Annotated in this window: 24 protein-coding genes, 1 pseudogene and 1 riboswitch; of the genes and pseudogenes, 14 read left to right on the top strand and 11 right to left on the bottom strand. The window is 66.1% G+C overall.

Features of this window, described 5'->3' with window-relative positions:
* Positions 1-134: 134 nt before the first annotated feature.
* On the top strand, positions 135-1784 hold the full coding sequence (locus ACWFRF_RS04835) for an alpha/beta hydrolase (RefSeq protein WP_452448963.1): 1650 nt from the start codon (positions 135-137) through the stop codon (positions 1782-1784).
* A gap of 28 nt (positions 1785-1812) precedes the next feature.
* Entirely contained in the window at positions 1813-2043 is a 231-nt protein-coding gene (locus ACWFRF_RS04830) for a LapA family protein (protein WP_378990384.1), read from the top strand.
* Between the two features lie 36 nt (positions 2044-2079).
* Here the strand turns inward: ACWFRF_RS04830 and ACWFRF_RS04825 are convergent, their stop codons facing one another.
* The gene (locus ACWFRF_RS04825; RefSeq protein WP_452449150.1) at positions 2080-2913 is read right to left on the bottom strand and encodes an alpha/beta fold hydrolase; all 834 of its coding nucleotides are present in this window, start codon (positions 2911-2913) and stop codon (positions 2080-2082) included.
* Between the two features lie 406 nt (positions 2914-3319).
* Between ACWFRF_RS04825 and ACWFRF_RS04820 the strand changes: the two genes are divergently transcribed.
* Together ACWFRF_RS04820 and ACWFRF_RS04815 are read left to right on the top strand one after the other, a co-directional pair.
* Positions 3320-3895, top strand: a complete 576-nt coding sequence (locus ACWFRF_RS04820) for a hypothetical protein (protein ID WP_452448961.1) — start codon at positions 3320-3322, stop codon at positions 3893-3895.
* 167 nt (positions 3896-4062) lie between these two features.
* The gene (locus ACWFRF_RS04815; protein ID WP_378990382.1) at positions 4063-4722 is read left to right on the top strand and encodes a DUF3159 domain-containing protein; all 660 of its coding nucleotides are present in this window, start codon (positions 4063-4065) and stop codon (positions 4720-4722) included.
* Here ACWFRF_RS04815 and ACWFRF_RS04810 read toward each other — a convergent pair.
* The 4 genes from ACWFRF_RS04810 to ACWFRF_RS04795 form a co-directional block, all read right to left on the bottom strand.
* Positions 4669-5508, bottom strand: coding sequence for an ABC transporter ATP-binding protein (locus ACWFRF_RS04810; protein ID WP_378990381.1), 840 nt, complete (start codon positions 5506-5508; stop codon positions 4669-4671). The two genes, ACWFRF_RS04815 and ACWFRF_RS04810, sit on opposite strands and share 54 nt — an antisense overlap.
* Positions 5501-6340 (bottom strand): ABC transporter permease, encoded by an 840-nt coding sequence (locus tag ACWFRF_RS04805; RefSeq protein ID WP_452448959.1) that lies wholly within the window; start codon positions 6338-6340, stop codon positions 5501-5503. The genes ACWFRF_RS04810 and ACWFRF_RS04805 overlap by 8 nt, the downstream gene beginning before the upstream one ends.
* On the bottom strand, positions 6318-7340 hold the full coding sequence (locus ACWFRF_RS04800) for an ABC transporter substrate-binding protein (RefSeq protein ID WP_452448958.1): 1023 nt from the start codon (positions 7338-7340) through the stop codon (positions 6318-6320). Before ACWFRF_RS04800 ends, ACWFRF_RS04805 begins: the two co-directional genes overlap by 23 nt.
* Entirely contained in the window at positions 7337-8044 is a 708-nt protein-coding gene (locus ACWFRF_RS04795) for a TenA family protein (RefSeq protein ID WP_452448957.1), read from the bottom strand. Before ACWFRF_RS04795 ends, ACWFRF_RS04800 begins: the two co-directional genes overlap by 4 nt.
* Positions 8035-8131: riboswitch (TPP riboswitch) on the bottom strand. It overlaps the preceding gene by 10 nt.
* 165 nt (positions 8132-8296) lie before the next feature.
* On the opposite strand from ACWFRF_RS04795, the gene gndA reads away from it, so the two are divergent.
* Together gndA and ACWFRF_RS04785 are read left to right on the top strand one after the other, a co-directional pair.
* The gene (gene gndA, locus ACWFRF_RS04790) at positions 8297-9742 is read left to right on the top strand and encodes an NADP-dependent phosphogluconate dehydrogenase (protein ID WP_449961451.1); all 1446 of its coding nucleotides are present in this window, start codon (positions 8297-8299) and stop codon (positions 9740-9742) included.
* A 325-nt stretch (positions 9743-10067) separates the two neighbouring features.
* Entirely contained in the window at positions 10068-11276 is a 1209-nt protein-coding gene (locus ACWFRF_RS04785; RefSeq protein WP_452448956.1) for an alpha/beta fold hydrolase, read from the top strand.
* A gap of 13 nt (positions 11277-11289) precedes the next feature.
* Here the strand turns inward: ACWFRF_RS04785 and ACWFRF_RS04780 are convergent, their stop codons facing one another.
* Positions 11290-11937, bottom strand: coding sequence for a TetR/AcrR family transcriptional regulator (locus ACWFRF_RS04780; protein ID WP_452448954.1), 648 nt, complete (start codon positions 11935-11937; stop codon positions 11290-11292).
* A 76-nt stretch (positions 11938-12013) separates the two neighbouring features.
* Between ACWFRF_RS04780 and ACWFRF_RS04775 the strand changes: the two genes are divergently transcribed.
* The 5 genes from ACWFRF_RS04775 (at position 12014) to ACWFRF_RS04755 (ending at position 15371) form a co-directional block, all read left to right on the top strand.
* Positions 12014-12394 (top strand): DUF1761 family protein, encoded by a 381-nt coding sequence (locus ACWFRF_RS04775; RefSeq protein WP_452448953.1) that lies wholly within the window; start codon positions 12014-12016, stop codon positions 12392-12394.
* Between the two features lie 25 nt (positions 12395-12419).
* Positions 12420-12707: a DUF1905 domain-containing protein gene (locus ACWFRF_RS04770; protein ID WP_452448952.1), complete on the top strand. Its 288-nt coding sequence runs from the start codon at positions 12420-12422 to the stop codon at positions 12705-12707.
* A gap of 160 nt (positions 12708-12867) precedes the next feature.
* The gene (gene ligD, locus ACWFRF_RS04765) at positions 12868-13827 is read left to right on the top strand and encodes a non-homologous end-joining DNA ligase (RefSeq protein WP_452448951.1); all 960 of its coding nucleotides are present in this window, start codon (positions 12868-12870) and stop codon (positions 13825-13827) included.
* 545 nt (positions 13828-14372) lie between these two features.
* On the top strand, positions 14373-14699 hold the full coding sequence (locus ACWFRF_RS04760; RefSeq protein ID WP_387448318.1) for a hypothetical protein: 327 nt from the start codon (positions 14373-14375) through the stop codon (positions 14697-14699).
* A gap of 75 nt (positions 14700-14774) precedes the next feature.
* Positions 14775-15371, top strand: a complete 597-nt coding sequence (locus ACWFRF_RS04755; RefSeq protein ID WP_452448950.1) for a hypothetical protein — start codon at positions 14775-14777, stop codon at positions 15369-15371.
* Positions 15372-15632: 261 nt separating this feature from the next.
* On the opposite strand, the gene ACWFRF_RS04750 is transcribed toward ACWFRF_RS04755, so the two are convergent.
* The 3 genes from ACWFRF_RS04750 to ACWFRF_RS04740 form a co-directional block, all read right to left on the bottom strand.
* Positions 15633-16118 carry a hypothetical protein gene (locus ACWFRF_RS04750; RefSeq protein WP_378628534.1) on the bottom strand — a complete coding sequence of 162 codons (486 nt, stop codon included), beginning with the start codon at positions 16116-16118 and terminating at the stop codon, positions 15633-15635.
* 498 nt (positions 16119-16616) lie between these two features.
* Positions 16617-18848, bottom strand: a complete 2232-nt coding sequence (gene katG / locus ACWFRF_RS04745; protein ID WP_452448948.1) for a catalase/peroxidase HPI — start codon at positions 18846-18848, stop codon at positions 16617-16619.
* Positions 18849-18870: 22 nt separating this feature from the next.
* Positions 18871-19299, bottom strand: a complete 429-nt coding sequence (locus ACWFRF_RS04740; RefSeq protein WP_452449149.1) for a Fur family transcriptional regulator — start codon at positions 19297-19299, stop codon at positions 18871-18873.
* Positions 19300-19685: 386 nt separating this feature from the next.
* On the opposite strand from ACWFRF_RS04740, the gene ACWFRF_RS04735 reads away from it, so the two are divergent.
* On the top strand, positions 19686-19904 hold the full coding sequence (locus tag ACWFRF_RS04735; protein ID WP_452448947.1) for a hypothetical protein: 219 nt from the start codon (positions 19686-19688) through the stop codon (positions 19902-19904).
* Between the two features lie 101 nt (positions 19905-20005).
* Positions 20006-20148: pseudogene (locus ACWFRF_RS04730) on the top strand (phosphate transport system regulatory protein PhoU); the annotation flags it as partial.
* 23 nt (positions 20149-20171) lie between these two features.
* Here the strand turns inward: ACWFRF_RS04730 and ACWFRF_RS04725 are convergent.
* Positions 20172-20639: an SRPBCC family protein gene (locus ACWFRF_RS04725; protein ID WP_449961479.1), complete on the bottom strand. Its 468-nt coding sequence runs from the start codon at positions 20637-20639 to the stop codon at positions 20172-20174.
* A gap of 235 nt (positions 20640-20874) precedes the next feature.
* On the opposite strand from ACWFRF_RS04725, the gene ACWFRF_RS04720 reads away from it, so the two are divergent.
* Positions 20875-21510 (top strand): TetR/AcrR family transcriptional regulator, encoded by a 636-nt coding sequence (locus ACWFRF_RS04720; protein ID WP_378628561.1) that lies wholly within the window; start codon positions 20875-20877, stop codon positions 21508-21510.
* A gap of 149 nt (positions 21511-21659) precedes the next feature.
* On the opposite strand, the gene ACWFRF_RS04715 is transcribed toward ACWFRF_RS04720, so the two are convergent.
* On the bottom strand, positions 21660-23309 hold the full coding sequence (locus ACWFRF_RS04715; protein WP_452448946.1) for an FAD-dependent monooxygenase: 1650 nt from the start codon (positions 23307-23309) through the stop codon (positions 21660-21662).
* Between the last annotated feature and the right edge of the window lie 28 nt (positions 23310-23337).

Genomic DNA, 23337 nt, shown 5'->3' with positions numbered 1-23337 from the left:
CCTCGTGTCGGCTTGATTGCGCGACAGAGCTGCACCGGGTTCGGTAGTGAATTCCGTGCGCCGGTGGGTCGTTGGCCGATCACAGGGGAACAAATGAATTCCACGCGAAGATACCACCGACATCGGGTCGGCTGATGAGCAGCAGATCCGATGCCGCGATGCCGACCGGTCGGAGATTCCATTTCGGTGGGGCCGTGGGGGCGTTGGTATTGGTGTGGTTGTCGCTGACGCCGTCACTGCTGCCCAGAGGACCGCTGTTCCAAGGAATCGTCACCGGTGCCGCCGCTGCCTTCGGCTACGGACTCGGCATCGCGGTCGCGGCCCTGATCCGGTGGATGCTGCAACGACAGCGTGGGCCCGCGCCGTCGGTGGCGTGGTGGGCGTTGGGCATCGTGGCCTGCCTCGGATCGGTCGCGGTGCTGGTCTGGTACGCCGATTGGCAAAGTGATCTGCGTTCGCTCATGGGCGTGAGCGGACTTGCCTGGCACGCCTATCCGATCATCGTGGTGATCGCCGCCGTCGTGTTCGCGGTATTGATCGCGATAGCGCGGTTGTGCTGGGCGCTGTCGCGAGGGGTCGGTGGGCTGTTGGCGCGGGTGATGCCGCCGCGCGTCGCGGCGGTGCTCGGCGGTGTGGTGGTGGTCGCACTGGCTGTCGCCGCGGTCAACGGGGTGGTCGCGGACGTGGCGATGTCGATGCTCAACGAGACATTCAAGGCCGTGAACGACGAGAGCTCGCCCGATACCGAGGAGCCCGTTCTCGCGGAGCGGTCCGGTGGTCCCGGCTCGCTGGTGAGCTGGGACTCGCTGGGCAGGCAGGGTCGAATCTTCGTGTCCAACGGTCCCAACGCGAGTGAACTGACCGCGTTCAGCGCAAAGCCCGCGCGCGAGCCGATTCGCGTCTACACCGGCCTCGATTCCGCGGAGAGCATCAGAGCCGAAGCAGATCTCGCGGTTGCCGAGTTGCGTCGGGCCGGTGGATTCGAACGAGCGGTCCTCGGTGTCGCGACCACCACCGGAACCGGGTGGATCAACGAGTCGACTGCCTCGGCGTTGGAGTATCTGGCCAACGGTGACAGTGCGTTGGTGAGTATGCAGTACTCCTACCTACCGAGTTGGCTGTCCTTCGTCGTCGACCAGGAACGAGCTCGACAGGCCGGACAAGCGCTGTTCGAGGCGGTGCACGCCGAGTGGGACCTCTTGCCGGTCGATCGTCGGCCGAAGCTGGTGGTTTTCGGGGAGAGCCTCGGATCTTTCGGCGGCGAGGCGGCGTTCTCCGGTATCCAGGACATGGCGGCCCGTACCGATGGCGTCCTGTTCGTCGGTCCTACCGCCACCAACCCGGTGTGGCGCGATGCCACCGCACGACGAGACCCGGGTTCCCCGCAGTGGCTGCCGATCTACCGGGACGGCCACACGGTGCGATTCGTCGCTGACACGCCGGATCTCGCCCGTCCCGGCGCCGTGTGGATCGCACCCAAGGTGGTCTATCTCCAGCACGCCTCGGACCCGATCACCTGGTGGACACCGCGACTGCTGTTCCAGAAACCTGACTGGCTCAGCGAGGAACGCGGTCGCGATGTCCTGCCGAGCACCCGCTGGATCCCGGTGGTGACGTTTCTGCAGGTGTCGGCGGACATGGCAGTCGCGGTCGATGTGCCGGACGGGCACGGCCACACCTTCCAAGCCGACATCGCCGATGCCTGGGCCGCGATCCTGTCACCGGCCGACTGGACCGTCGCCGACACCGAGCGTTTACGAGAGATCCTGCGTGGCGCCGAGTGAACGCCACCCCGTCGAAAGGAGGACTCTGATGAACGACGCCGCCGGAAAGCGGTCCCTGCTGAGTCGCGTGTCACCAACCCAATGGGTCGCCATCGGGTTGAGCATCTTCGCCGTCGTGTTCGTGTTGGAGAACAGAGGAAAGGTCACTGTCGAGATTCTGTTGATCACGGTAAGTTCCCCGATGTGGCTGATCCTGTTGGCGATGTTCGTCGTCGGCTGGATCGCCGGAGTTCTCACCACCCGTCGCGCCCGCAAATGAATGCTCGGCCGGTCGCCGGTGCCGCGGTCGGCTCGGCTATCGAACCGTGTCCGCGGCCTCCGAGATGGTGTCGGCGACGGCGATCGGCTGGGAGACCAACGAGGCATGCGAGGAGCTGATCTCGCGGGTGGTGGCCGCGGCACGTCCAGCCATGAACCGTTGCGCGGCTGCGGGGATGACGCGGTCCTCACCCGAGATCAGGTACCAGTTGGGTGTGCTCGCCCACGAGGGTGAGCCGGAGGGCTCCAGATTGGCGTTCAGTGCCGCCGAGTGCTGATGGGCATACATGTTCGCGGCGGTCTCGGCGCTGACGTCTTGGGCGAAGATGTCGCGAAAATACGGTTCCTCGATGTAGCCGTCGACATTCTTGCCCGCGATCCCGGTGGGGTCGTCCACGACCCGTACCTGCAGTGCGGGTGGGAGCAGTTGGCTGCCGGGGAACCGGATGGGGTCGATCAGTCCCAGCACGAACTCACCCTGTGCCGGGGCGAATGCCGCGATGTAGACGTTGGCCTTGACCTTGGGGTCGTGGGTATTGGTGATGACCGACCCGCCGTAGGAGTGCCCGACAAGCACAACCGGGCCGTCGATGGAGTCGAGCACGCCCTGCAGCGCCTGCGCGTCGTTGCGCGGCCCGCGCAGCGGGTTGTCCACTGCGACAACACGATAGCCGCGTTCGCGTAGCTCGGCGGCGACTCCATCCCAGCTGGTGGCGTCGGCGAAGGCGCCGTGCACCAGAACCACGGTGGGTTCGCCCGGGTCGGCGGTCGCGAGTGCGGGGACGAAGGGGCCGAGCGCGACAATCGCCGCTGCCACGACGCTCAGCATCCGGCGCCGGCGCGGATTCGCAACGTTGGTCGACGAGGACATGATCAGGTCACCCTTACTTTCGATCGAACGGGTCCAGGCTTCGTAGTTCACCGGCACCGTGAGACGCGGGTGCCTCACCCGGATGAACCTGGCGGCATCGCGGGCGTCCATCGTGTTCCTCACCGGCCCGGTGAGACCGAACCGGATCGCACTCGGATACAGCAGCACGACGTCGACAACGAGTCGGCGGGCCACTTGCTCGAGTCCCGAAAATACACTGAGTGATCCGACATCCCGACCGCGACATGCGATCGGACCAGCCGCTGGATCGCGAATCGATGGTTCGTGCCCATACGAAGTCGGCTGAGCGGTGGCCCAGGTCCGCTTGTTCGGACCGCAGCGGCGCTGAGTTCTCCTGATCGAAGGAAGACGCGCGCGTGTCGGTGGTCGTTTCTACAATTTCGGCGTGACGCTCACCCTCGCCGACCTCGTCGGCTATACCGATCGTGGCCTCGACGCCGATCTCGCCCGCTGGTTCGGTGACGGCGAACCTGTCGTCGTCTCCGCCGGAACTCGTTCGGTGGAACCGTTTCTCGAACGATTGCCCGCGGTCGGCGCCGCCGCACTCGCGGCCTTCGACCGCCGGGTCCGTTCCGGTCGGCTGCCGCAGTTCCTCGACATCTTCGACTGGTCCTACGCTTTCGACTTCGCCGGCAACGGCTGCGGGATTCTCGATGTGGACTACACGACCGAACTGACCGACGAGGACGTGTTCTCCCTCGGGGCCGACGGCGGCGGCAACCTCTACGTCGTGCTCACCACCGGTCAGGTCGCGGTGTGGTTTCACGAGGAAGAGGTTCTCGAGGGCGGGACCCGCTTCGACAACCTCGACGTCTTCCTCTGGTCGTATGTGCGCTACCGCGCGGTGCGCGCGGGCAAGCTCGCCCTGTCGGAGGTGGAGGCCGACTTCGCGGCGCTCGGCCAGGACGGCGCGCTCGCCGAGGATCTCGGGTTGCTGAGTCTGATGGAACCCATGCGCTGAGCACCGCAGGTGATCCCGAGCCGGTTGTCGTGACAGATGTCATGTCGCATCCGTGAGGGTGTCATCGGAAAAGGTGTTGGCGCGCACTGGTTTCCGACCTTCGCGGCGACGAACGTTGGAGCTGTTCCTCGCACAACACCTTTTCGCGCAACCGCTTGGAGAGCACGATGATTCAGCCCGAATCCCACCGCGACGTCGACGAGTCCGCCGCCTCGCGTGTATCGACGGCCGACCCCGCACAGCGGCTGGTCGACCAACTCGGCGGCACCACGGGAATGATCTACACGGCGATACCGGTCATTGCGTTCGTCGTGGCTAATGCGCTGGTGGCACTACCTATTGCCATCGGGTCCGCCGTCGCCGTCGCGGTGGTGATCATGGGATGTCGGATCGTTCGCGGTGAGCCGGTCGTCCAGGCGAGCGGTGGGCTCGTCGGAGTCGTCGTCGCCGGTGGCGTCGCCGCGTGGACCGGCTCGGCGGGCGGGTTCTTCCTGGTCGGCATCTGGGCCAGTCTGGCCGGCGCCGTTGTCGCACTCGTCTCGCTGCTGGCACGCCGACCACTGACCGGCGTGCTGTGGAACATGCTGCACGGCAACGAGTTCGCCTGGCGGCAGGACCGCCCGTCCCTGCGCGGGCACGATATCGCCACCCTCGCCCTCGCCGCGGTGTTCGCGGCACGCTACTTCGTTCAGGGCTGGCTCTACGACATCGACGCAGCCGGGTGGCTGGCCACCGCCAAGATCGTCATGGGTACACCGCTGCTGGCGCTGGCGCTAGTGGTCGTCGTCTGGGCGTTTCGTCGCTCGACCCAGCGACTGCTCGAGTGAGCGACGCGACTCCTCGTGCAGGATCGCGAGCAGTTCTTCCTCCAGCGCGACGAATTCGGGGGCGGTGATCATGGACAACCCGCGCGGGCGCGGCAGGTCGATGCGCAGTTCGCGGCGCACGGTGGCCGGCCGCGCCGACAGCACGATCACACGGTCCGACAGGTAGACCGCCTCACGGACATCGTGGGTGATCATCAGGACCATCCACCGGTAGCGCTGCCAGACCTCCTGCAACCACGACTGCATCTCGGTGCGAGTCAGGGAGTCGAGCGCACCGAAAGGTTCGTCGAGCAACAGCAACTCGCGCTCCTGGACGACGGTGCGCAGCAGTGCCGCCCGCTGTCGCATCCCGCCTGACAGCTGAGACGGGCGGGCGTCCTCGAAACCGGACAGGCCGAATATCGGGAACAGTTCGCGCGCGCGGCGCCTGGCCTCTGTTTTCGGGACACCCTGCACACGCAAACCGAGAATGGTGTTGTCGAGGACGGTTCGCCACGGGAACAGCAGGTCTTTCTGCGGCATATAGGCGCAGTGCGACGCGGTGTCTTCGCCGTCGGCCGTGTGGAAGCCGACGCTGCCGGAGTCGGGGGATTCGAGTCCGGCCAGCATGTTGAACACCGTGCTCTTGCCGCAGCCGCTGGGGCCGATGACCGTGACGAACTCGCCCGATCGGACCGCGAACGACACCCCGCCCAACACCTCGAGGCCAGGGCTGCCACGACCGGGCTGGGGGAACGACTTGGTGAGTCGGTCGACGACGATCCGGTCGCCTTCGGTGTCAGTCACGCCGGCTCCTGTTCTCCGCGCGCGCCCACGGCGCGACGAGGCGCTCGACCGCGAACGTCGTCAGGTAGAGCGCGATACTCAGCAGCGCGGTCACCAAGACCGCCGCCAGCACCAGATCGGTGCGGAACGAATTCTTCTGCAGGCTCATGTAGATGCCGAGACCGACACTGGCGCCGACATATTCGGCGAACACCGCACCGACGACCGCGTAGGTGATCGCGATCCGCAACGAGGTGAAGAACCGCGGCAGCGCGGAGGGCAGCCGCACATACCGGAACTCCTGCACGCGGGAGGCGCCCATACTGCGCAGCAGCGCGCCCGCGTCACGGTCGGCCGCGGCGAACCCTTCGATCAGGCCGATGGCCATCGGGAAGAAGGTGACCAGCGCGACCACCAGGATCTTCGGCAGGAGACCGAACCCGAACCAGATGATCATCAACGGTGCGATCGCGACGATCGGCACGGTCTGCGACGCCACGAACAACGGCACCAACGCGCGTCGCAGCCAGGGTGAGAAGTCGACGATCACCGCCAGTACCCATGCCGCGCTCAGCGAGACCGCGAAACCGATCAGCGTCACCTGCAAGGTGGCGGCCGCGTGGGTGGCGATCTCGTCGCGATGCGCCCAGCCCTGCTCGACCACCCGCACCGGCGAGGGCAGCACCTGCGGACGCACACCGCTGGTGATGACATAGATCTGCCACACGGCCACGAGGACCGCCACCGTGACGATCGATGGCACCGCCCACCGGATCCCGGCCCAGCGACCGGGCCGGTCGCCGGACAGGACTTGCGCGTCTACGGACCCGTCACGGGTTGGCGAGGTAGTCATCGGTGAAATATGTCGACCAGTCGGGCTCGGTGGTCAGTGGTTTACCGTCGGGCCCGTTGAGCAGGCCACTGCGGTACAGGAATCTGGAATTCGCCGACCACTGCTCCACGGTCTGGGTGCCGACTCGCCCGTTCGGGTCTTTCATGAACTGGTCGGCCAGCATGCGCTGACTGTCGAAGACCAGCTTCTCGTCGTTGAACGCGCCCGGGTTGGCGTCGATGAGGTCCTGGGCGGCGGCGTTCGGGTTGTCCGCGGCGAACTGGTAGCCGCGTTGCAGGGCTTGGACGAACTTCTTCGCGCGGTCGGGGTTCTCGGCGAGCCAGCCTTCGTTGGCGTCGATCACGATGGCGTAGGAGTCGGGGAATCCGAAATCGGTGTAGCGGAAGTACTTCATCGGGGTGCCGTGGTGTTCGGCCTCGATGCCCTCCCACGCCAGATACGAGACGGTGAAGTCCGCTTTCCCGGAGTAGACGGCCTCGTACGCCGACGATCCCAGCATGACGGAGGTGAATTCGCCGGTGCCGCCGTCGTTGCGGATGACCTGTGCGAGTGACTCCTTCTCACCCGGGTCACCGAAACCGGCGTAGGTCTTGCCGTCCAGATTCTTCGGGCTTGCGAGGTCGGCACGGTCGGCGCGCACGCCGATCCCGGTCGCCCAGTGCTGCAGGGGTGCGAGCACCGACTGGATGCGCGCACCCGAGGCGCGGGCGAATGTCGACGAATTGTGGGTACTGATCCCGAATTCCGCGTTCCCCGCATCGACCACCGTGTCGACCGAGGTGTTGTTGTAGGGCAGCACCTGCACATCCAGACCGGCGTCGGCGAAGTAGCCGCGCTGCAAGGCGACATACAACCCGGAGTGGTTGGTGTTGGGCGTCCAGTCCAGCGCGAAGCGGATGGTCTGATCGGAGCCGCCGCCCGAACCGCAGGCGGTGACCAGCGACAGGGTCGCGACGGTGGTTGCCATGACCGCGAGTGCGCGGCGCAGCCGCCCGCTCATCCGGCAGGCCAGGGCTGCGGGTGCAGGGCGGTGTCCCAGAACATCAGCTCGTAGCGCACGGCGAGGATGAATGCCTTCTCCATCGCCGCCCGCTCACGCTCACTCGCCGACTCGGCGGCGGCGTCGACCAGCGATCGCGCCGTGGCCGCGGCCTGCTGGAACTCTTCCGCGCCGTAGGTGGTGACCCACTGGGCATACGGGTGGGCGGCGTCGGCGGCGATCACCTTCGCGGCACTCTCGGCCAGGCCGCGTCCCACGTCGGCGTAGATCCAGAAGCAGGGCAGCGCGGCCGCCGCCGCGACCGCGTAGGACTCGGTCGCCGCCGCGGCGATCAGGTAGGAGACGTAGGCCAGGCAGGTCTGGGAATGCTCCGGCTCGCCCTGCCGCGGGGGCAGCGCTCCGCCGGTGAGCATCTGGTCGTGCATGGCCGACTCGACAGCAGCGGCATTCGCGGACGAGGTGGCCCAGAAGGCCGCGGTCTGCGGGTCCGGTGACTTGGCGGCGAGAATCGCCAGCGCCTTCGAATACCCGGTCAGATACAGCGAATCCTGCTCGATGTAGGTCCGGAACACCTCGAGCGGCAAGGTGCCCTCGCCGAGGTGCCGCAGGAATTCCAGTTCATCGATCGCGCTCCGCAGGACCTTGGTGCGGTCCCAGAGGTGATCGGTGAACAGGCCGGCATTTGTGGTGTGGGCGTGCAACACCGTGACATCCCTTCGTCAGCATTACCTGAACAGGTTCAGCGGGTCTGTTCTCAGCCTCGCGGTCGCGAGACACCCCGTGTCAGAACTCGACCGACACTAGCAGCGACCGCCGACACGCGGGCCGGGCCCGGTTCGCCGTGTAGCCCCGGTCACGGTGGTAGGTGTTCGGCGGCGAACCGGCACCCAGTAACTTGCCTGCCAAGGAGTTCGTCTTCTGCACCCATCGAATCGCCGAACGAAGAGAGCTGATCAATGTCGACCTCTACCGCGCGTGCACACATCGGTGTCACCGGCCTGGCAGTGATGGGCAGCAACATCGCCCGCAACTTCGCCAAGCACGGCTACACCGTCGCGCTGCACAACCGTTCCGTGGCCAAGACCGACGCACTGCTCGCCGAGCACGGCGGTGACGGCGATTTCGTCCGCACCGAGACCGTGGAGGAGTTCGTCGCGGCGCTGGAGAAGCCGCGACGGGTGCTGATCATGGTCAAGGCGGGCGAGGCGACCGACACCGTCATCGAGGAGCTGGCTGCCGTGATGGAGCCGGGCGACATCATCATCGACGGTGGCAACGCCCTCTACACCGACACGATTCGCCGCGAGGCCGCCATGGCCGAACGTGGCCTCAATTTCGTCGGGGCAGGCATCTCGGGTGGTGAGGAAGGCGCGCTCAACGGTCCCGCGATCATGCCGGGCGGGCCCAAGGAATCCTACGAATCGCTCGGCCCGCTGCTCGAGTCGATCGCGGCGCAGGTCGACGGCACGCCGTGCTGCACCCACATCGGCCCCGACGGTTCCGGACACTTCGTCAAGATGGTGCACAACGGCATCGAATACGCCGATATGCAGCTGATCGGTGAGGCGTACCACCTGTTCCGTGACGCGCTCGGTTTCGACGCCGGGCAGATCGCGGACGTGTTCACACAGTGGAACTCCGGGGACCTGGAGAGCTATCTGGTCGAGATCACCGCGCAGGTGCTCGCGCAGGTCGACGCGAAGACCGGCAAGCCGCTGGTCGACGTCATCGTCGACGCCGCCGAGCAGAAGGGCACCGGCCGCTGGACGGTCAAGTCCGCGCTCGATCTCGGTGTGCCGGTGACCGGCATCGCGGAGGCGGTCTTCGCCAGGGCGCTGTCGGGTTCGCGTGCCCAGCGCAAAGCCGCGGTGGGTCTCGCCTCTGGCACACTCGCCGACAAGCCCACCGATGTCGAGCAGTTCACCGAGGACATCCGGCAGGCGCTGTACGCGTCCAAGGTCGTCGCCTACGCACAGGGCTTCGACCAGATCGCCGCGGGCAGCGCCGAGTACAGCTGGGATCTGCACCCCGGCGATCTGGCGACGATCTGGCGCGGCGGCTGCATCATCCGGGCTCGGTTCCTGAACCGGATCAAGGAAGCGTATGAGCAGGACCCCGCCCTGCCGAGCTTGATCCTCGCGCCGTACTTCCGCGAGGCCATCGAGACCGCGATCGACAGCTGGCGGCGCGTGGTATCCACCGCCACCCTGCTCGGAATCCCGGTCCCGGCGTTCGCGTCCTCGCTGTCGTACTACGACGCACTGCGCGCAGAGCGCCTGCCCGCCGCGCTGACCCAGGGCCAGCGTGACTTCTTCGGCGCGCATACCTACGAGCGCATCGACGCCGACGGCAAGTTCCACACTCTGTGGAGCGGTGACCGCAGCGAGGTCGTCGCGGGCTGAGCTCTGACTGCCGGTGGGCTGAATCTCGGGGTCGGCCAAGGGAAACCGAGGATTGACCCGCTGGTGGTTTGTCGCTGATGATGGTCGTGGACTTAGGGCGGCAACCCGCCCCGCGTTATCGACGCGTCCCCGTTCGGGACGCAGGACGCGGGGCGGGTGTCGACCCGAATTCCGAAGTCTGCGACGAAACCACACAGCGTCATTCCCGAAGTTCGCCGAGGAGCATTATGAATGCGACCGAACCTGCTGCGCGCAAGGACAATCCGCGACCGAACGGTGTGCTCACGGACGGCGGTGGCCTCGATTGCCGGCGATCGGTTCACTCATGACCGACATGAGCATCGCCCTGGGTGATGTCACCCTGCGGGGCACCGTGACCGGCGCGGGCCCGACGGTGCTGTTGCTCCATGCGGGAGGCGAGGATCGCGGCGTGTGGGCACCGGTCGCGTCGCAGATCGCCGCGGCCGGATTCCGGGCGGTGGCCTTCGATTTGCGTGGACACGGCGACAGCACCGGGGAGGCGACAGATCTTCGGGCGGTTGCCGATGACGTGGCCGACATGGTGCGGCGTGAGCCGGCCCCGCTCGTGGTGGTGGGCGCTTCCGTCGGCGGGCTCGCTGCTATCGCCGCGCTCGGCGAACCGGATACTGCCGGTCGTGTGGCCGGTCTGATCCTTGTCGATGTGGTGCCGAATTCCGATCCGGATCGGGTACGCGCCTGGCTCAGTGACAGCGGGCTTCGCGATCAACGCACCGAACTGGTGGAAGACAGCCTCGCGGCGGGGCCTGCGCTGCATGCGACGGCTGTCGGTTCGGAAGTGCCGATGCTGCTCGTGCGCGGCGGACGGTCGCCGCTCACCGACGCCGAAGTGGATCGGTTCCTCGCCGATCGTCGTGTAACGGTTACCGGTGTGCCGGAAGCCGGACATCTCGTCGCCCTGGAGGCTCCCGAAGAGCTCGCACGCATTGTCTCGGAGCACGCAGGCACCTGGCTCGCTACCGCCCACGCTGTTCAGAGCGCATTCGACCTGCAGCGGGTTCTCGGTGCCGAAGAGATCGAACATCCCGGCGGAACTCTGCACGCTCACCTGCGCCGGGTCCACGCCCTCGTGGTCGAATGGAACGCCACGCCGCGGACCCGTCTGGCCGCGATCTGCCACGCGTCCTATGGCACGGACGGATTCGCTGTCGAGCTTCTGCCGACAACCGATCGGCCGCGGCTGGCGACCGTGATCGGGCACGACGCCGAGGGCCTGGTCTATCTCTACGGCGGGTGCGACCGCGAACGGACATACCGCGGCCTCGGGCGAGAGTCGCTGTCGGTGATCGACCGCTTCACCGGCACTTCCACGCTGGTCGGGGGTGCTGAACTGCATGATTTCGCGGTGCTGACGATCGCCAACGAGCTCGATGTCGCACGCCACGCGCACTTGCCGCCATCCGCGCGGACCGGGATCCGAAGCCTTGTCCTCGCGCTGGCGAGCTACGCGCCCGACGAGGCGGCGCGAGCGCTCGCGGACGAGGCGCTCGCCTGAGGGCGTGGCCGCATCACGGACCGCCGAGCTCGGATGCGGTCAGGGCAGGTCGGTAAGCGGCCAGGAAGAGATCTATCGCTGCGCCGGGGGGGTTCGCCGATATTGCTGTGGCATCGAGCATTCGGGCGTTCAGCGGTGCGCCCACGACCAGCCAGGTGAGCTGTTCGGCTGCGGCCCGGGGGTCGGGGATCGCGAGCACGTCGCGTGCGTCGAGTGCCTGCAGCGTGGTGGCGAGAGCGCCGATATTGCGGACCCAGCTCTGGTGCAGATATGTCGCCCCGACCTCGGGCAGGCGGGCCGCCTCGGCGGTGACCAGCCTGCGCATTTCCACCACGGTCGGCGAGAGGACGCCGGCCAGCAGCGTTCGTGCCCAGACGAGTAAGCCCTCGCGGACATCCTCGGCGGACTCGAGTTCGGTGAGGGCGGGTCGCATCGCATCACGCCCGGCGGCGGTCCAGTGCTCCACGACCGCGGCGAACAAGCCCTCTTTCGACGGATGTTCGCGATACAGCGATGTTTTGGAGATCCCGGCGCGTGCGGCGATCTCGTCCATCGTCGATCCCGCGAACCCGCGCTCGAGAAACACCTCGCGGGCGACGGTGAGTAGTTCGGCGCCGGACTTCCCGGGTGGCCGGCCACGGCGTCGAGCAGAAGTGGTCATGCTCCCCATATTAGTACTTGACAGTACTTATTCATCCTCCTAGATTAAGTACTGGATCGTACTCAAGGAGCTGGCCATGATAGTTACAGGTGTCGTCGTTGCCGCGGTCGTCTCGTTCGTCATCAGCGCGGTGCTGTACGCGACACCGCCGATCGCCGCGCTGGTGTCGAGGACGAGTACCCCGCGTCCCGGAATCAGCATGCCGGTCCAGATGCTGTTCGTGGTGCTGCGGGGGCTGCTGGCCGCGGGGGTGCTGGCGGCACTGCTCGTCGCCGGCGATCGGCATGGCATCGCCGCCGGGGCGGCGGTAGGTGCGATCGTGGCGGTACTACCGGTGACCATCCTCGCCGGCGCCATCGTCCACGAGAACGTGCCGATACCGACCGCTCTGGTGCATATGACCGACTGGGTCCTGAAGTTGGTCGTCAGCGGTGTCGTGCTCGGCATGTTCGTCTGAATCCCGCACCCCGACAGGAGCTCTCATGACCACCGCACCGGGACCGATCGACATCACGTTCACCGCTGTCCTCGGAAAAGTCAGGGCGGGTGACACGTGGACATGCGTGCAACTGCCCGACTCCGCGCGGATCTTCGGCACCCGGGGCCTGGTCAAGGTGAAGGGAACGGTGGACGGTGTCGCGTTCACATCGTCGTTCATGGCACTCGGCGACGGCACCCACAAGCTTCCCGTCGCCGCCGGGATCCGCCGCCGCATCGGAAAGGCCGATGGCGACGAAGTCACCGTCGAGCTGACTGAACGATTGAGCTGACAGACGGTGGCGCGGTGCCCTGCTTGGGGCGCAGTGGATCCGGGGACGGCCACACGGTGGCCGAGTTGGTCTTCGCGACATCGGCGCGTAACGCACCAGGGCTATGCTGAATGTTTGCTGACGGTGTCCAGGGGATCGATCAGGTGATGGTGAGGCCTGTATGACCCGATTGCCGCACTATGCCGCGATGCTGGCCACGGCGGGTCATCTGCCTGCCGACGGTGACCGCTGGGCATACGAAGTGAAGTACGACGGAATCCGGGCCATTGCCTACATCGATGACGAACTGCGGCTCGAGTCGCGCAATGGCAACGACATCACCGTCGCCTGGCCCGAGCTGTCCGGGCTCGCTCCGGCCGAGCCCGGGTTCGTGGTCGACGGCGAGATCGTGATCGAGCACGCGGGCCGATCCTCGTTTCAGGCATTGGCGCCGCGAATGCACCAGCGCAACCCAGCCGCTATCCGCGCCCTCGCGCAATCGACTCCGGCGACCTACATGATCTTCGACCTTCTCCACATCGGCGACCGGCCGCTGATCGAATTGCCCTATGCCCAGCGACGCGAGCTCCTCGAACATCTCGGGTTGACCCGCCCGCATTGGCGCGTCCCGCACTTGCTCCCCGGTCCCGCCGCAGACGCCCTGGCGATCTCGCAGGAACTCGGACTGGAAGGCATCATCTGCAAGCGTCGTAACAGCTGGTACCTGCCCGGGCAGCGCAGCCCCGCCTGGACCAAGGTCAAGAATGTCACCCACCAAGAAGTCGTGCTGATCGGTTGGAAGAAGGGCACCGGTCGCCGTGCCGGGCAGATCGGATCCTTGCTGGTCGCCGTGCCCGATGATCGCGGCAGCCTGGAATACGCCGGCAGTGTGGGCACGGGGTTCACGGCCGCGATGCTCGCCGATCTCTCCGAACAGCTCGCACCGCTGCACCGTGCTGATCCGCCGGTATCGGGCATCGACCGTACCCCGGACGGGGTGTCGTGGGTGCAGCCGAAACTTGTCGGGGAAGTGGCGTTCACGGAATGGACCGGCGACGGCCGGTTGCGGCATCCGAGTTGGCGAGGTCTACGTTTCGACAAGGATGTCGACGAGGTCGAAACCCCGACCGGGCGCAACTGACCGTCCGCGCGCGTATTTGTTCGGTGCTGTTCTCTCGGGGTCAGCGCAGATGTCGATGCCTGGCTGCTATCACTGCCTCGGGTCGGTGGATTGTGTTCGAGGTGTGCCGGTCTGCAAGTGGCAACGCAAGTGAATGAGAATTCATGCTGGAAGTGCCGAGTGTGATTCGGGCCAGGGATTCCAGCGGGAAGCAAATGGTGCGACAGGTTACTCGAAGTCATGTCGTGCCCACATTCGTCACGATTGCATAAACTACGCCGGTGAAATTCTTGCCTGTCCGATGCGTGAAGTGCCTGCTTGCCGCGTGTGACCTCGTATCAGGGAAACCTGCCAATTGTCACCGGCAAATAACGGCCCTTCGGGAGGTGAGGGAATTTCTGTTTCTGCTTCCATCGACTTCCACCATCTGGCACTGTATGGGTCACCGAGATCGCGGCACCGATTGCGGCGACCGCAAATCTCGGCTGAGCTCCTCGTCGTTATAGGGGGAATGAACGGGCGCGTAAGAGAAATGGTCCGGCTGGGGTAGCCGGGTGGGAGGATTCATGGTCTACATCAGAGCTCACTTCGATAATCGGTTCGCGCTACAGGAACACGGCGACGGTCCGCGCGGTATCTCCGAGGAACGCGGCGACGAGTTGGCGCCGTTGGCGCCGCTGGCCGTCATTGTGTCGTTCGTGCTTGTGGCGGCGGGATGCATCGCGTCCTCGGCAATGGGGGAGTGGACCCGCGACTATGGGGCAGAGCTCGTCGTCATCGCCTTTTGCCTGCACATGTTCCTTTCGGCTCTGTTGGGTTCGTGGGGACTTCGCATGTGGCTGCAGACCACCCGGATCTGGCGTCGGTTCGAGCACCGATCTCTGCGCGACTGAGTCATATCCGCCTCAGTACTACTGCACCAGGAAAATCCGCGGCAGCCCGCGTGGATGCCATGAGTGGGAGGCGTTGTGAGAAAGTCCGTCGAAGTACCGATCTTGTCCCGGCGCGTCACCGAAGGCGGCCAGATCGTGGTCATCGAGGTGAGTCGGCCGCGACCGGTTGGCGGGAAGGTGGAGTGCGCCTATCGGCTGGCGGACACGCGGCGCACCACCGAAGGCCCCGATTCGCTGGCGGCGCTCTACCGGGCTCTGCTCGAGATCGGCGACTTGCTCGCGCAGGCGAATCGCGGCGCGTCGGCGCGGTTTGTCGTTCCGGCGAACCTCGGCTTTCCGGTACCACCCGCTGGTGATCGACCCGAGGCGGTGGATGACGCCGATGTTGTGGCGACGCAGACGATCATCCACGCAGGCGACCGGCACACGATTGCCATCTGCCGGCCTGTACAGGCCGACGGCGGGGACGGCATGCTGTGTCTGTTTCGGGTCGACGGCGAAACCTGCGCGATCGCGAGAGGGTGGGACGGTGTCGACGCGGTGCTGAACGCGGTGTCGATGATCGGCGCAAGGTTTCGTCTCGCCACGGATTGGCCGTTGTCGCCGGCCGGAGGTGCATTCGCGTCAGAGGTGGCGACCGTAGTCGCGACGGGTGCTCCAACCGCGATCTAGGCACCAGCTCTTGTCGTCGCGGGGTCCGGTGCTGCTGTGAGCACCCATCGACACGGTGGCCTCGGATCCTGCCTCGCCGGCCGTGGTTGGCGGTTGCCGGGGCCATCGTCTGGGGCAGCGTCCGAACGGGACGCGCTGGTCCCGGCAACCGCCCGCCGACCGGTCAGGAGTTCGGTCATCCTGTCCCCGGTGGCGGTCTCTGGTTTACAAGCGGGCGATACCCCGGTGTGTCGCTTCGAAACGGGGAGACCCAGCAGATTTCTATGTCGCCGCGGCCGGCCAGCTGATGGTGGGCCACGACTTCGGCAGGTTGACCGAACCGTCCAAGACCAACCGCACCAGGTCCTCGTAGCCCTCCCGCATCTCGGCCAGATGGTGCCAGGCTCGATGTCGCTGGGCGTCCTCGGCGTTGTGGAGCGCCCAGTGGGCATAGGTTGCGGCTTCCGCGACCCGGCCGATCACCCCGCCCACCGTGTCGATTCCTCGCGGAGCGCCGGGGCGTGGCCGCGGAAGCTGCGCGGTGATCCACACATCGATGGTGTGCGCGACTTCCGCGATCTGACGACCGACCCAGACGGCGGACGGTTCGGCCAGCCAGTCCCGATACAACGACCCGAGGGTGCGAGCCCAGCGCGCGAGCGGCTGATCACAATCGGCGCCCCCGTTGATCGCGGCAAGCAATTCCTGCGGCGAAAGAAACGGACCGTGCTGAGCCGGCGCCGGGTACCACGAATCCGGTGCGCTCACCTGCGCTCACCGGACAGGCCTGCCCCGAGTGGACACTGCTGTGGAATTGCGGAATTCAGATTTCTGGCACCGGACAAAGCAAGCTCCTGATCAAGCACACATCCGCATGAACGGGTCGACCCAGCGGACAAGCAGGGTTCCGATCCTGCGCACGGTCCCGCACCGGCGCCGCGAGGGTCTTTGCAGAATCCGATATTCGTATCCGTCAAGCTATCAGGCGGCAGACATGGTCGCTGCAGCCGGTGCACTCTCTCAAGAAACATTTAATAACGTGCCCCGACCAGGGAATCTGCGGCAGATTTGGCGGCCGGGCGGTAACTCCTGACTGCACAAGGCCGTTCGCCGAAGGGCGTTCTCCGGAGCCGCTTCACCGACGACCCGCGCGGCCGAGGGGCAGCAGAAGTTCGGCAAGTAAGCGCTCGAAACGAATCGAGCCGACCGGGACACCCGGTCGGCTCGATCGTGGGCGCCGACGTGCAATCATCGGCGGTCGAGAGGTCAGCGCAGATCGAACCGATCGTTGTCGACCACCTTGACCCACGCGTCGACGAAATCGTTCACGAACTTCGCTCCCGCTGTGTTCTGCGCATACACCTCGGCCACCGCGCGAAGCACCGAGTGCGAGCCGAAGACGAGATCGTTGGCGGTGGCCGTCCATCGCTTCTCGCCGGTCCGCCGGTCGACACCGTCATAGACGTTCTCCGCCGACTCCGAGGCCTTCCACTCCGTGCTCTGGTCGAGCAGATTCACGAAGAAGTCGTTCGACAGCACGCCCGGCCGGTCGGTGAAGACACCGTGTGCGCTGCCACCGTAGTTGGCGCCGAGCGCACGCAGGCCGCCGATCAGCACCGTCAGCTGCGGCGCTGTCACGTCGAGCATGTAGGCGCGGTCCAGGAGCAGACGCTCGAGCGGCGCCTTCTCGCCGGGACGCACGTAGTTGCGGAACCCATCTGCCCGCGGCTCGAGCACATCGAAGGTGTCGACATCGGTGTTCTCCTGCGTGGCGTCGGTGCGCCCGGGCGAGAACGGCACGGTGATCTGATGACCGGCATCGCCGGCTGCCTTCTCGATCGCCGCCGAACCGCCCAGGATGATCAGGTCGGCCAGTGACACCGCCTTGCCATCGGGAGCAGCGGCGTTGAAATCTCGCTGGATCTGCTCGAGAACCGGCAACACCTTCGCCAGCTCGGCGGGTTCGTTGACGTCCCAGTCGCGCTGTGGTTCGAGCCGGATCCGGGCGCCGTTCGCGCCGCCGCGCTTGTCGGTGCTGCGGAAACTCGCGGCCGAGGCCCACGCCGTCTTGACCAGTTGCGCGACCGACAGACCGGACGCGAGCACCGTGTTCTTCAGCGCGGCGATGTCCTGGTCGTCGATCAGTGCGTGGTCGACAGCGGGCACCGGGTCCTGCCACAGCTGCGCCTCGGGCACCCACGGGCCGAGATAGCGGCTGAGCGGACCCATATCGCGGTGCAGGAGTTTGTACCAGGCCTTTGCGAACGCCTCGGCCAGCTCCTCGGGGTGCTCGAGCCAGCGTCGGGTGATCTCCTCGTAGATCGGGTCTTCGCGCAGGGACAGGTCGGTGGTCAGCATTGTCGGGGTGCGCGCGGGCCCACCGAACGGATCAGGGATAAGGCCCTCGCCCGCACCGTCTTTCGGCTTCCACTGCCAGGCACCGGCCGGGCTCTTGGTGAGTTCCCAGTCGAACCCGTAGAGGTTCTGCAAGAAGCCGTTGCTCCACTGGGTCGGGGTGGCCGTCCACACGACCTCCAGGCCGCTGGTGATGGCGTCCTTGCCCTTGCCCGTGCCGTGCGTGCTCTTCCAGCCCAGACCTTGCTGCTCGAGCGGCGCGGCCTCGGGCTCGGCGCCGACCAGACTCGCATCGCCCGCACCGTGGGTCTTGCCGAAGCTGTGACCACCGACGATCAGGGCGGCGGTCTCCTCATCGTTCATCGCCATGCGAGCGAAGGTCTCGCGGATGTCACGTGCCGCGGCCACCGGATCAGGCCTGCCGTTGGGCCCTTCCGGGTTCACATAGATCAGGCCCATCTGGACCGCGCCCAGCGGGCCCGACAGTTTACGGTCACCGCTGTAGCGTTCGTCGCCGAGCCAGGTGTCCTCCGGGCCCCAGAACACTTCCTCGGGCTCCCAGATATCGGGTCGGCCGAAGCCGAAGCCGAACGTCTGGAAACCCATGGACTCGAGGGCGACGTTGCCGGTGAACACGAGCAGGTCGGCCCAGGAGATGCTGTCGCCGTACTTCTGCTTGACCGGCCACAGCAGCCGACGAGCTTTGTCGAGGTTGGCGTTGTCGGGCCAGCTGTTGAGCGGGGCGAAGCGCTGGGCGCCCTGACCGCCGCCACCGCGTCCGTCGGCGATGCGGTAGGTGCCGGCCGCGTGCCAGCTCATCCGGATGAACAGGCCACCGTAGTTGCCGTAGTCGGCGGGCCACCAGTCCTGCGAGTCGGTCAGTACCGCGGCGATATCGGCTTTGAGGGCATCGACGTCGAGCTCGGCGAATGCCGTGGCGTAGTCGAAGTCCTCGCCCAGTGGGTTGGACTTGGACGAGTGGGCGTGCAGGACCGAGACGTCGATCTGTTCGGGCCACCAGTCCTTGTTGGAGTGGGGGCGACGGTCGGTGTCCGCGGTGGGCGAGGGGATCGCCGGGTTCTCGCTCTCGCTGTTGCTGAGAGTTTCGGCGTCAGGAGCGGGTGGGCGGCTATCGGAGGTCACGATATTCCTTCCTGGACGGGTCTTACAGGCTGGGAGCGGAGTTGCGTTCGCTGAGCGCGGAGTCCGCGCATTCGGGGCACAGGCCCCAGTAGATGACCTCGGCCTCGTCGATCACGAAGCCGAGGTCGTCGGAGGCAGTCAGGCAGGGTGCTTCGCCGACCGCGCAGTCGACGTCGGCGATCGCGCCACACGTTCGGCAGATCAGGTGGTGGTGATTGTCACCTACTCGTGCCTCGTAGCGGGCAAGCAGGCCGCGAGGTTGGATGCACCGGAGCAGCCCGGCGGTGGTGAGCGTGCGCAAGGTGTCGTAGACGGCCTGATGCGAGACCGCCGACAAACGGGACCGAACGGCACGGATGATCGAATCCGTGTCGGAGTGCGGGTGTGCGTGCACGGCGCTCAGCACCGCCACGCGCGGTGCTGTCACCCGCACAGAAACTCCCCGCAGCATCTGCTGGAACTCCGCGTCCGTGGGCACATCCGCAGTTTTCCGCGTTTTCTGGAATCAGTCAAGTATTTGCTGGCCGCCGTGTCTTCGTGCTGACCGCTTCGGCGCTCCGCACCCGGCCCGTATTTCCGCCGCCCGGCCCGGCGTCGCCGCTGTCGTTGTGACTGTGGCGTTCGTCGCTGGTGCGGTGGGGGACGCTGCTCGCACGACGAGTCCGCGGCGGTGCCCACCAGGGTGTGGTGACACCCCGGAAATAGCCCGAAGTTTGCGATAGTGGGTCGATTTCTGGCTGTTTGATGTTGTCGGAGAAGGGAATTCCGTCTGCACCCCAACAGAAGAACTTTCGCCGCGCCGGTGGCCTTGCCGTGCGGGACACGAGGAGACCGCTTATGCCGATTTCTGGTCCAGCTCAGCAACTCGACAGAACTCCTGAAAATGGTGATATCGAGACCGTTGCGGCGATGGTGACGCACGACAACCAGCTTGTCGCCCAACTCCAAGACCTGGATCTGCGCAGGCTGTGTACGTGCGCCGCCGGATTATCCAGCCGGGCGCAGTGGCGGCTCGAAGCGGTAGCCGAAGCGTTGCGGAGCACCGAACAGCTCTGATCCCTGTTGGTCGCCGGCCGCCGTGGCGCATCGCGGTAGCCCTCACCTGACCTCGGGCTCGGGAACCGAGGACTCGACCTTCTTTGCCGCCCGGCACTCAGGCGGTGGATGTCGACGTGACCTTGCTGGGCCGCTACTGCGAGCGGTCGCCGATCACGCCGTGGAAGTCCGCCGCCGGACCATCTTCACGGCTACCGGTCGAACCCCCGAGGAGTGCGCGACAGCCCAACACAGCGGCCTGTAGTGCCTCACCCGAAACGTCGCGGTTCAGATCCCGGCATCGGGGCGCGGGATATCGCCACGCCAAGCTCCGGTTGCGCGGCCCTCGGTCTCGATGAACTGCTTGAAGCGTTTCATGTCGCCGTTCACTCGGTGTTCGAGCACGCCCAGCTTGTCGGCGGCGGTTTCGACGAAACCCTCCGGGTCGACATCCATTTGCGCGGTGATCCGGGTATGGGTGTCGTCGAGACGGTGGAATGTCACCACCCCGGCGTGGTTGGGCCCATCGTCGGACCTCCACGCGACTCGTTCGTCCGGGTGCTGTTCGGTGATGGTGGCGTCGAATTCCCGTGTCGACGGTCCGACATGGATGCGCCAGTGAGTGTGCCGGTCGCCGACTTGACTGACCTGCTCGACTCCTTCCATGAACTGCGGAAAGGTCTCGAACTGCGTCCACTGGTTGTAGGCGGTACGGATCGGGACGTCTACATCGACAGTTGCGGCTACTGTGCTCACGAGTACTCCATTCCCCAGCCTGCCTGCGTCGCCGCCACAGACTGGATTCGTTCGCAGCTGCGCGCCTTCGAGGCGCTGCAACTCGTACAGTGGCGGCCTACCCGAGGCCTGAAAGCGCAAACAGGAGTGCGGCACTCGGACTTCGGGTGGCAATTGACCGATTCCGGTGTTTTCGTGATCATGACGGTGTGCGTTCTCGCTCTCTCTTGTTCCGCCTGCTCTCGAGGTCTACCTGATGCCAACCCACGCCGATCAACAGCGCAAACGCCCTCAGCAGGATCGCGCGAAGGAGACCAAAGCGCGGATTCTCGAGGTGGCCGCTCAGCTGTTCGGTGATCGAGGTATCGGCAACACCTCGACGAACCGGATCGCCGCCGAGGCCGGCATGAGCATCGGCACTCTGTACCGGTATTTCACCGACCGGGAAGAGATCGTCAAGGAACTCACCGACAGCCTGTTCGTGCAGGCCGAGGAACAATACGCTCGGCTGCTCACCAAGTCGGTCGCCGACAAACCTCGGCGCGACACGGTTGCCGAGATCATCCGTGTCGGCGTCGAAATCCTCGTAGCCAACGGCCCCCTCGTGCGCGCCTTGGTGGCCGACCTTCAGTTCTACGGCAGCGGGATCCCCGAATTCGAACCGCGGTTGCGAATGCTCATCAAGCTCTACCTGATCCAGTCGCTCGGTCCGACCCACGGCCTCGACGTCGACACCATGGCCTATATCGTGCTCAACGCGGGCTTCTCCACCGCGCTGCGCTCGGTCAAGATGGACGAAGAGGGCATGGACCGCGATGCGGTGATCGATCAGACCGCCGACATGATCGGGCTCTGGATAACCTCGGTGGCACAGGCTGATTCGCCCGCATAGCTCCCGAAGACGCTGATGGGTCGCGCATTCGAGATCCCGACCTTCTCGCGTCGTACTCGACTGCAACTATGGGTTTGCCCTCGTCTGGGCCACTGTAAGAGTCGTGTGTCCTTGCTGATGGGAGGGAATGTTGTTGCTGGGCTGGTGAATCAGGCGGTGCCCAGAACACTTTCGGGGGCCGGGGCGAAGGTCGACTCGAAATGTCGAATGAGGTCGTCCGGGGCGGCAGGGGTGGCGGCACAGCCGAGGTAGCCGTCGGGGCGGACAACGTAGGCCGCGCCGGCGGCGCAGTGATACTGCCGCGCGAAGTCGCCGTCGCTGTCACGGATGACCGGGAGGATCGTCGGGTCGACGGCGGCGCGGGGGCCCGCGACAAGATAGGTGTCGAGGTGGCCGTCGGTCAGTTTGCGAAGCAGGTCGACATGGCGTTCGATTTCGGTGAGAGTGGCTGTGTCGCAGGTGTCGCCGACGTACCAGAGCAGTGTGTGGTCGGGGCCGGTGAGCAGGGTGAAGAGCCGGAACGGCGACGTCACGCCGTCCCGGGTCAGCCCGATCGCGTCCGGAGCGCGGCTGCCCGCGAGGGGAAACAGCGCGCCGCTGGGGGATTCGGTGACGATAGGGCTGTCGCGATAGTCGATCAGGAGTTGTGCCTCGCGGAGCAGCACGCGTTCGGGGTCCGATTCGCCGGCACCGATCCCGTCGCGGGCGTCGCGGACGGTGCGACCGACCACCTCCTCGCCGATCGGTCTGCGTTCGGCGTCATAGCTGGACAGCAGCGTCGGCGCGGCTAGCTCTGCGACAGCCAGCGCGAGCTTCCAAGCGAGGTTATGGGCGTCTTGGATGCCGGTGTTCATGCCCTGGGCGCCCGTGGGCGGGTGGATGTGGGCGGCATCTCCCGCGACGAAAACTCTTCCCCGGCTGTAGGAGTCGACGATGCGATGGCTGATCCGGAACATCGAGGACCAGCGCAAGTGCGAGGCAGTCGTCGGTGAGGGCGCGAGCCGGTCGAGCACCGCCTGAATATCGGCCAGCGCAGGTCCGGGCCCGGTGCCGAGTCCGTGTTCGACCCTGTCGCCGCCGACGGAGTTGTCGGAGGCCAGTTCCGGGGGAACCCGCATCGACACCCGGTATCGGTGGTGGCCGGGCAGCGGGACACACACCAGCACGTCGTCGGTGACACCGTTGGTCTGGTGCATCGACCGCACGGTGTAGCCGTGCGGTTGTGACCAATCCAGCTCGACATCGCCGAGCATGTACTGCTCGGCGAAGGCCGCGCCCTCGAACGTCAGGCCCAGCGTCTTGCGGACGGTGCTGTGCGCACCGTCGCAGCCGACCAGATACCGTGCCCGCACCGTGCGCTCGCCCTCGGGTCCGGCGAGCACGGCGGCGACGCCGTCCTCGTCCTGGGTGAACCCGACGAGCCGGACTCCGCGCTCAACTCGCGTGCCCAGCGATTCCAGGTGCTGTCGCAGGATCCGCTCGGTCTCGTACTGGGGGAGTCCGAGGAACCCGAACGGAATCTCGGAGGGCAGCGCCAGATCCATGCGGTCGGCCTCGGCGCCGTTGATGTACACGATCTGGCCGCGCAACAGGATCGCGGCGTCGAGGACCTCGCGCAGGATGCCCATCGCCTCGAACAGTTCCAGCGTGCGGGGCTGGACGCCGACCGCTTTCGCGTACTGCGGTGGATCGGATTGCGCGTCGATGATCCGGCACCGGACGCCACGCCGGACCACCTCGACGGCGGCGGCCGAGCCCACCGGACCTGCGCCGACGATCAGAACATCGGTATCGAACATGCGACATCACCTCACGCTGGAAGCCCCC

The sequence above is a fragment of the Nocardia sp. NPDC055165 genome (assembly GCF_053606985.1).
Note: the sequence above shows the minus strand (reverse complement) of the source record. Positions and strands in the feature narration are given on the sequence as shown.

What these genes read in the sequence shown, in the direction of transcription:
- ACWFRF_RS04825 (WP_452449150.1), bottom strand. Translation starts at nt 2,913, where the DNA reads ATGTCCTCGTCGACCAACGTTGCGAATCCGCGCCGGCGCCGGATGCTG.
- ACWFRF_RS04815 (WP_378990382.1), top strand. Translation starts at nt 4,063, where the DNA reads ATGATTCAGCCCGAATCCCACCGCGACGTCGACGAGTCCGCCGCCTCG.
- ligD (WP_452448951.1), top strand. Translation starts at nt 12,868, where the DNA reads ATGACCCGATTGCCGCACTATGCCGCGATGCTGGCCACGGCGGGTCAT.
- ACWFRF_RS04770 (WP_452448952.1), top strand. Translation starts at nt 12,420, where the DNA reads ATGACCACCGCACCGGGACCGATCGACATCACGTTCACCGCTGTCCTC.
- ACWFRF_RS04760 (WP_387448318.1), top strand. Translation starts at nt 14,373, where the DNA reads ATGGTCTACATCAGAGCTCACTTCGATAATCGGTTCGCGCTACAGGAA.
- ACWFRF_RS04740 (WP_452449149.1), bottom strand. Translation starts at nt 19,299, where the DNA reads ATGCTGCGGGGAGTTTCTGTGCGGGTGACAGCACCGCGCGTGGCGGTG.
- gndA (WP_449961451.1), top strand. Translation starts at nt 8,297, where the DNA reads ATGTCGACCTCTACCGCGCGTGCACACATCGGTGTCACCGGCCTGGCA.
- ACWFRF_RS04780 (WP_452448954.1), bottom strand. Translation starts at nt 11,937, where the DNA reads ATGACCACTTCTGCTCGACGCCGTGGCCGGCCACCCGGGAAGTCCGGC.
- ACWFRF_RS04720 (WP_378628561.1), top strand. Translation starts at nt 20,875, where the DNA reads ATGCCAACCCACGCCGATCAACAGCGCAAACGCCCTCAGCAGGATCGC.
- ACWFRF_RS04830 (WP_378990384.1), top strand. Translation starts at nt 1,813, where the DNA reads ATGAACGACGCCGCCGGAAAGCGGTCCCTGCTGAGTCGCGTGTCACCA.
- ACWFRF_RS04775 (WP_452448953.1), top strand. Translation starts at nt 12,014, where the DNA reads ATGATAGTTACAGGTGTCGTCGTTGCCGCGGTCGTCTCGTTCGTCATC.
- ACWFRF_RS04715 (WP_452448946.1), bottom strand. Translation starts at nt 23,309, where the DNA reads ATGTTCGATACCGATGTTCTGATCGTCGGCGCAGGTCCGGTGGGCTCG.
- ACWFRF_RS04805 (WP_452448959.1), bottom strand. Translation starts at nt 6,340, where the DNA reads ATGACTACCTCGCCAACCCGTGACGGGTCCGTAGACGCGCAAGTCCTG.
- ACWFRF_RS04785 (WP_452448956.1), top strand. Translation starts at nt 10,068, where the DNA reads ATGACCGACATGAGCATCGCCCTGGGTGATGTCACCCTGCGGGGCACC.
- ACWFRF_RS04800 (WP_452448958.1), bottom strand. Translation starts at nt 7,340, where the DNA reads ATGAGCGGGCGGCTGCGCCGCGCACTCGCGGTCATGGCAACCACCGTC.
- ACWFRF_RS04735 (WP_452448947.1), top strand. Translation starts at nt 19,686, where the DNA reads ATGCCGATTTCTGGTCCAGCTCAGCAACTCGACAGAACTCCTGAAAAT.
- ACWFRF_RS04835 (WP_452448963.1), top strand. Translation starts at nt 135, where the DNA reads ATGAGCAGCAGATCCGATGCCGCGATGCCGACCGGTCGGAGATTCCAT.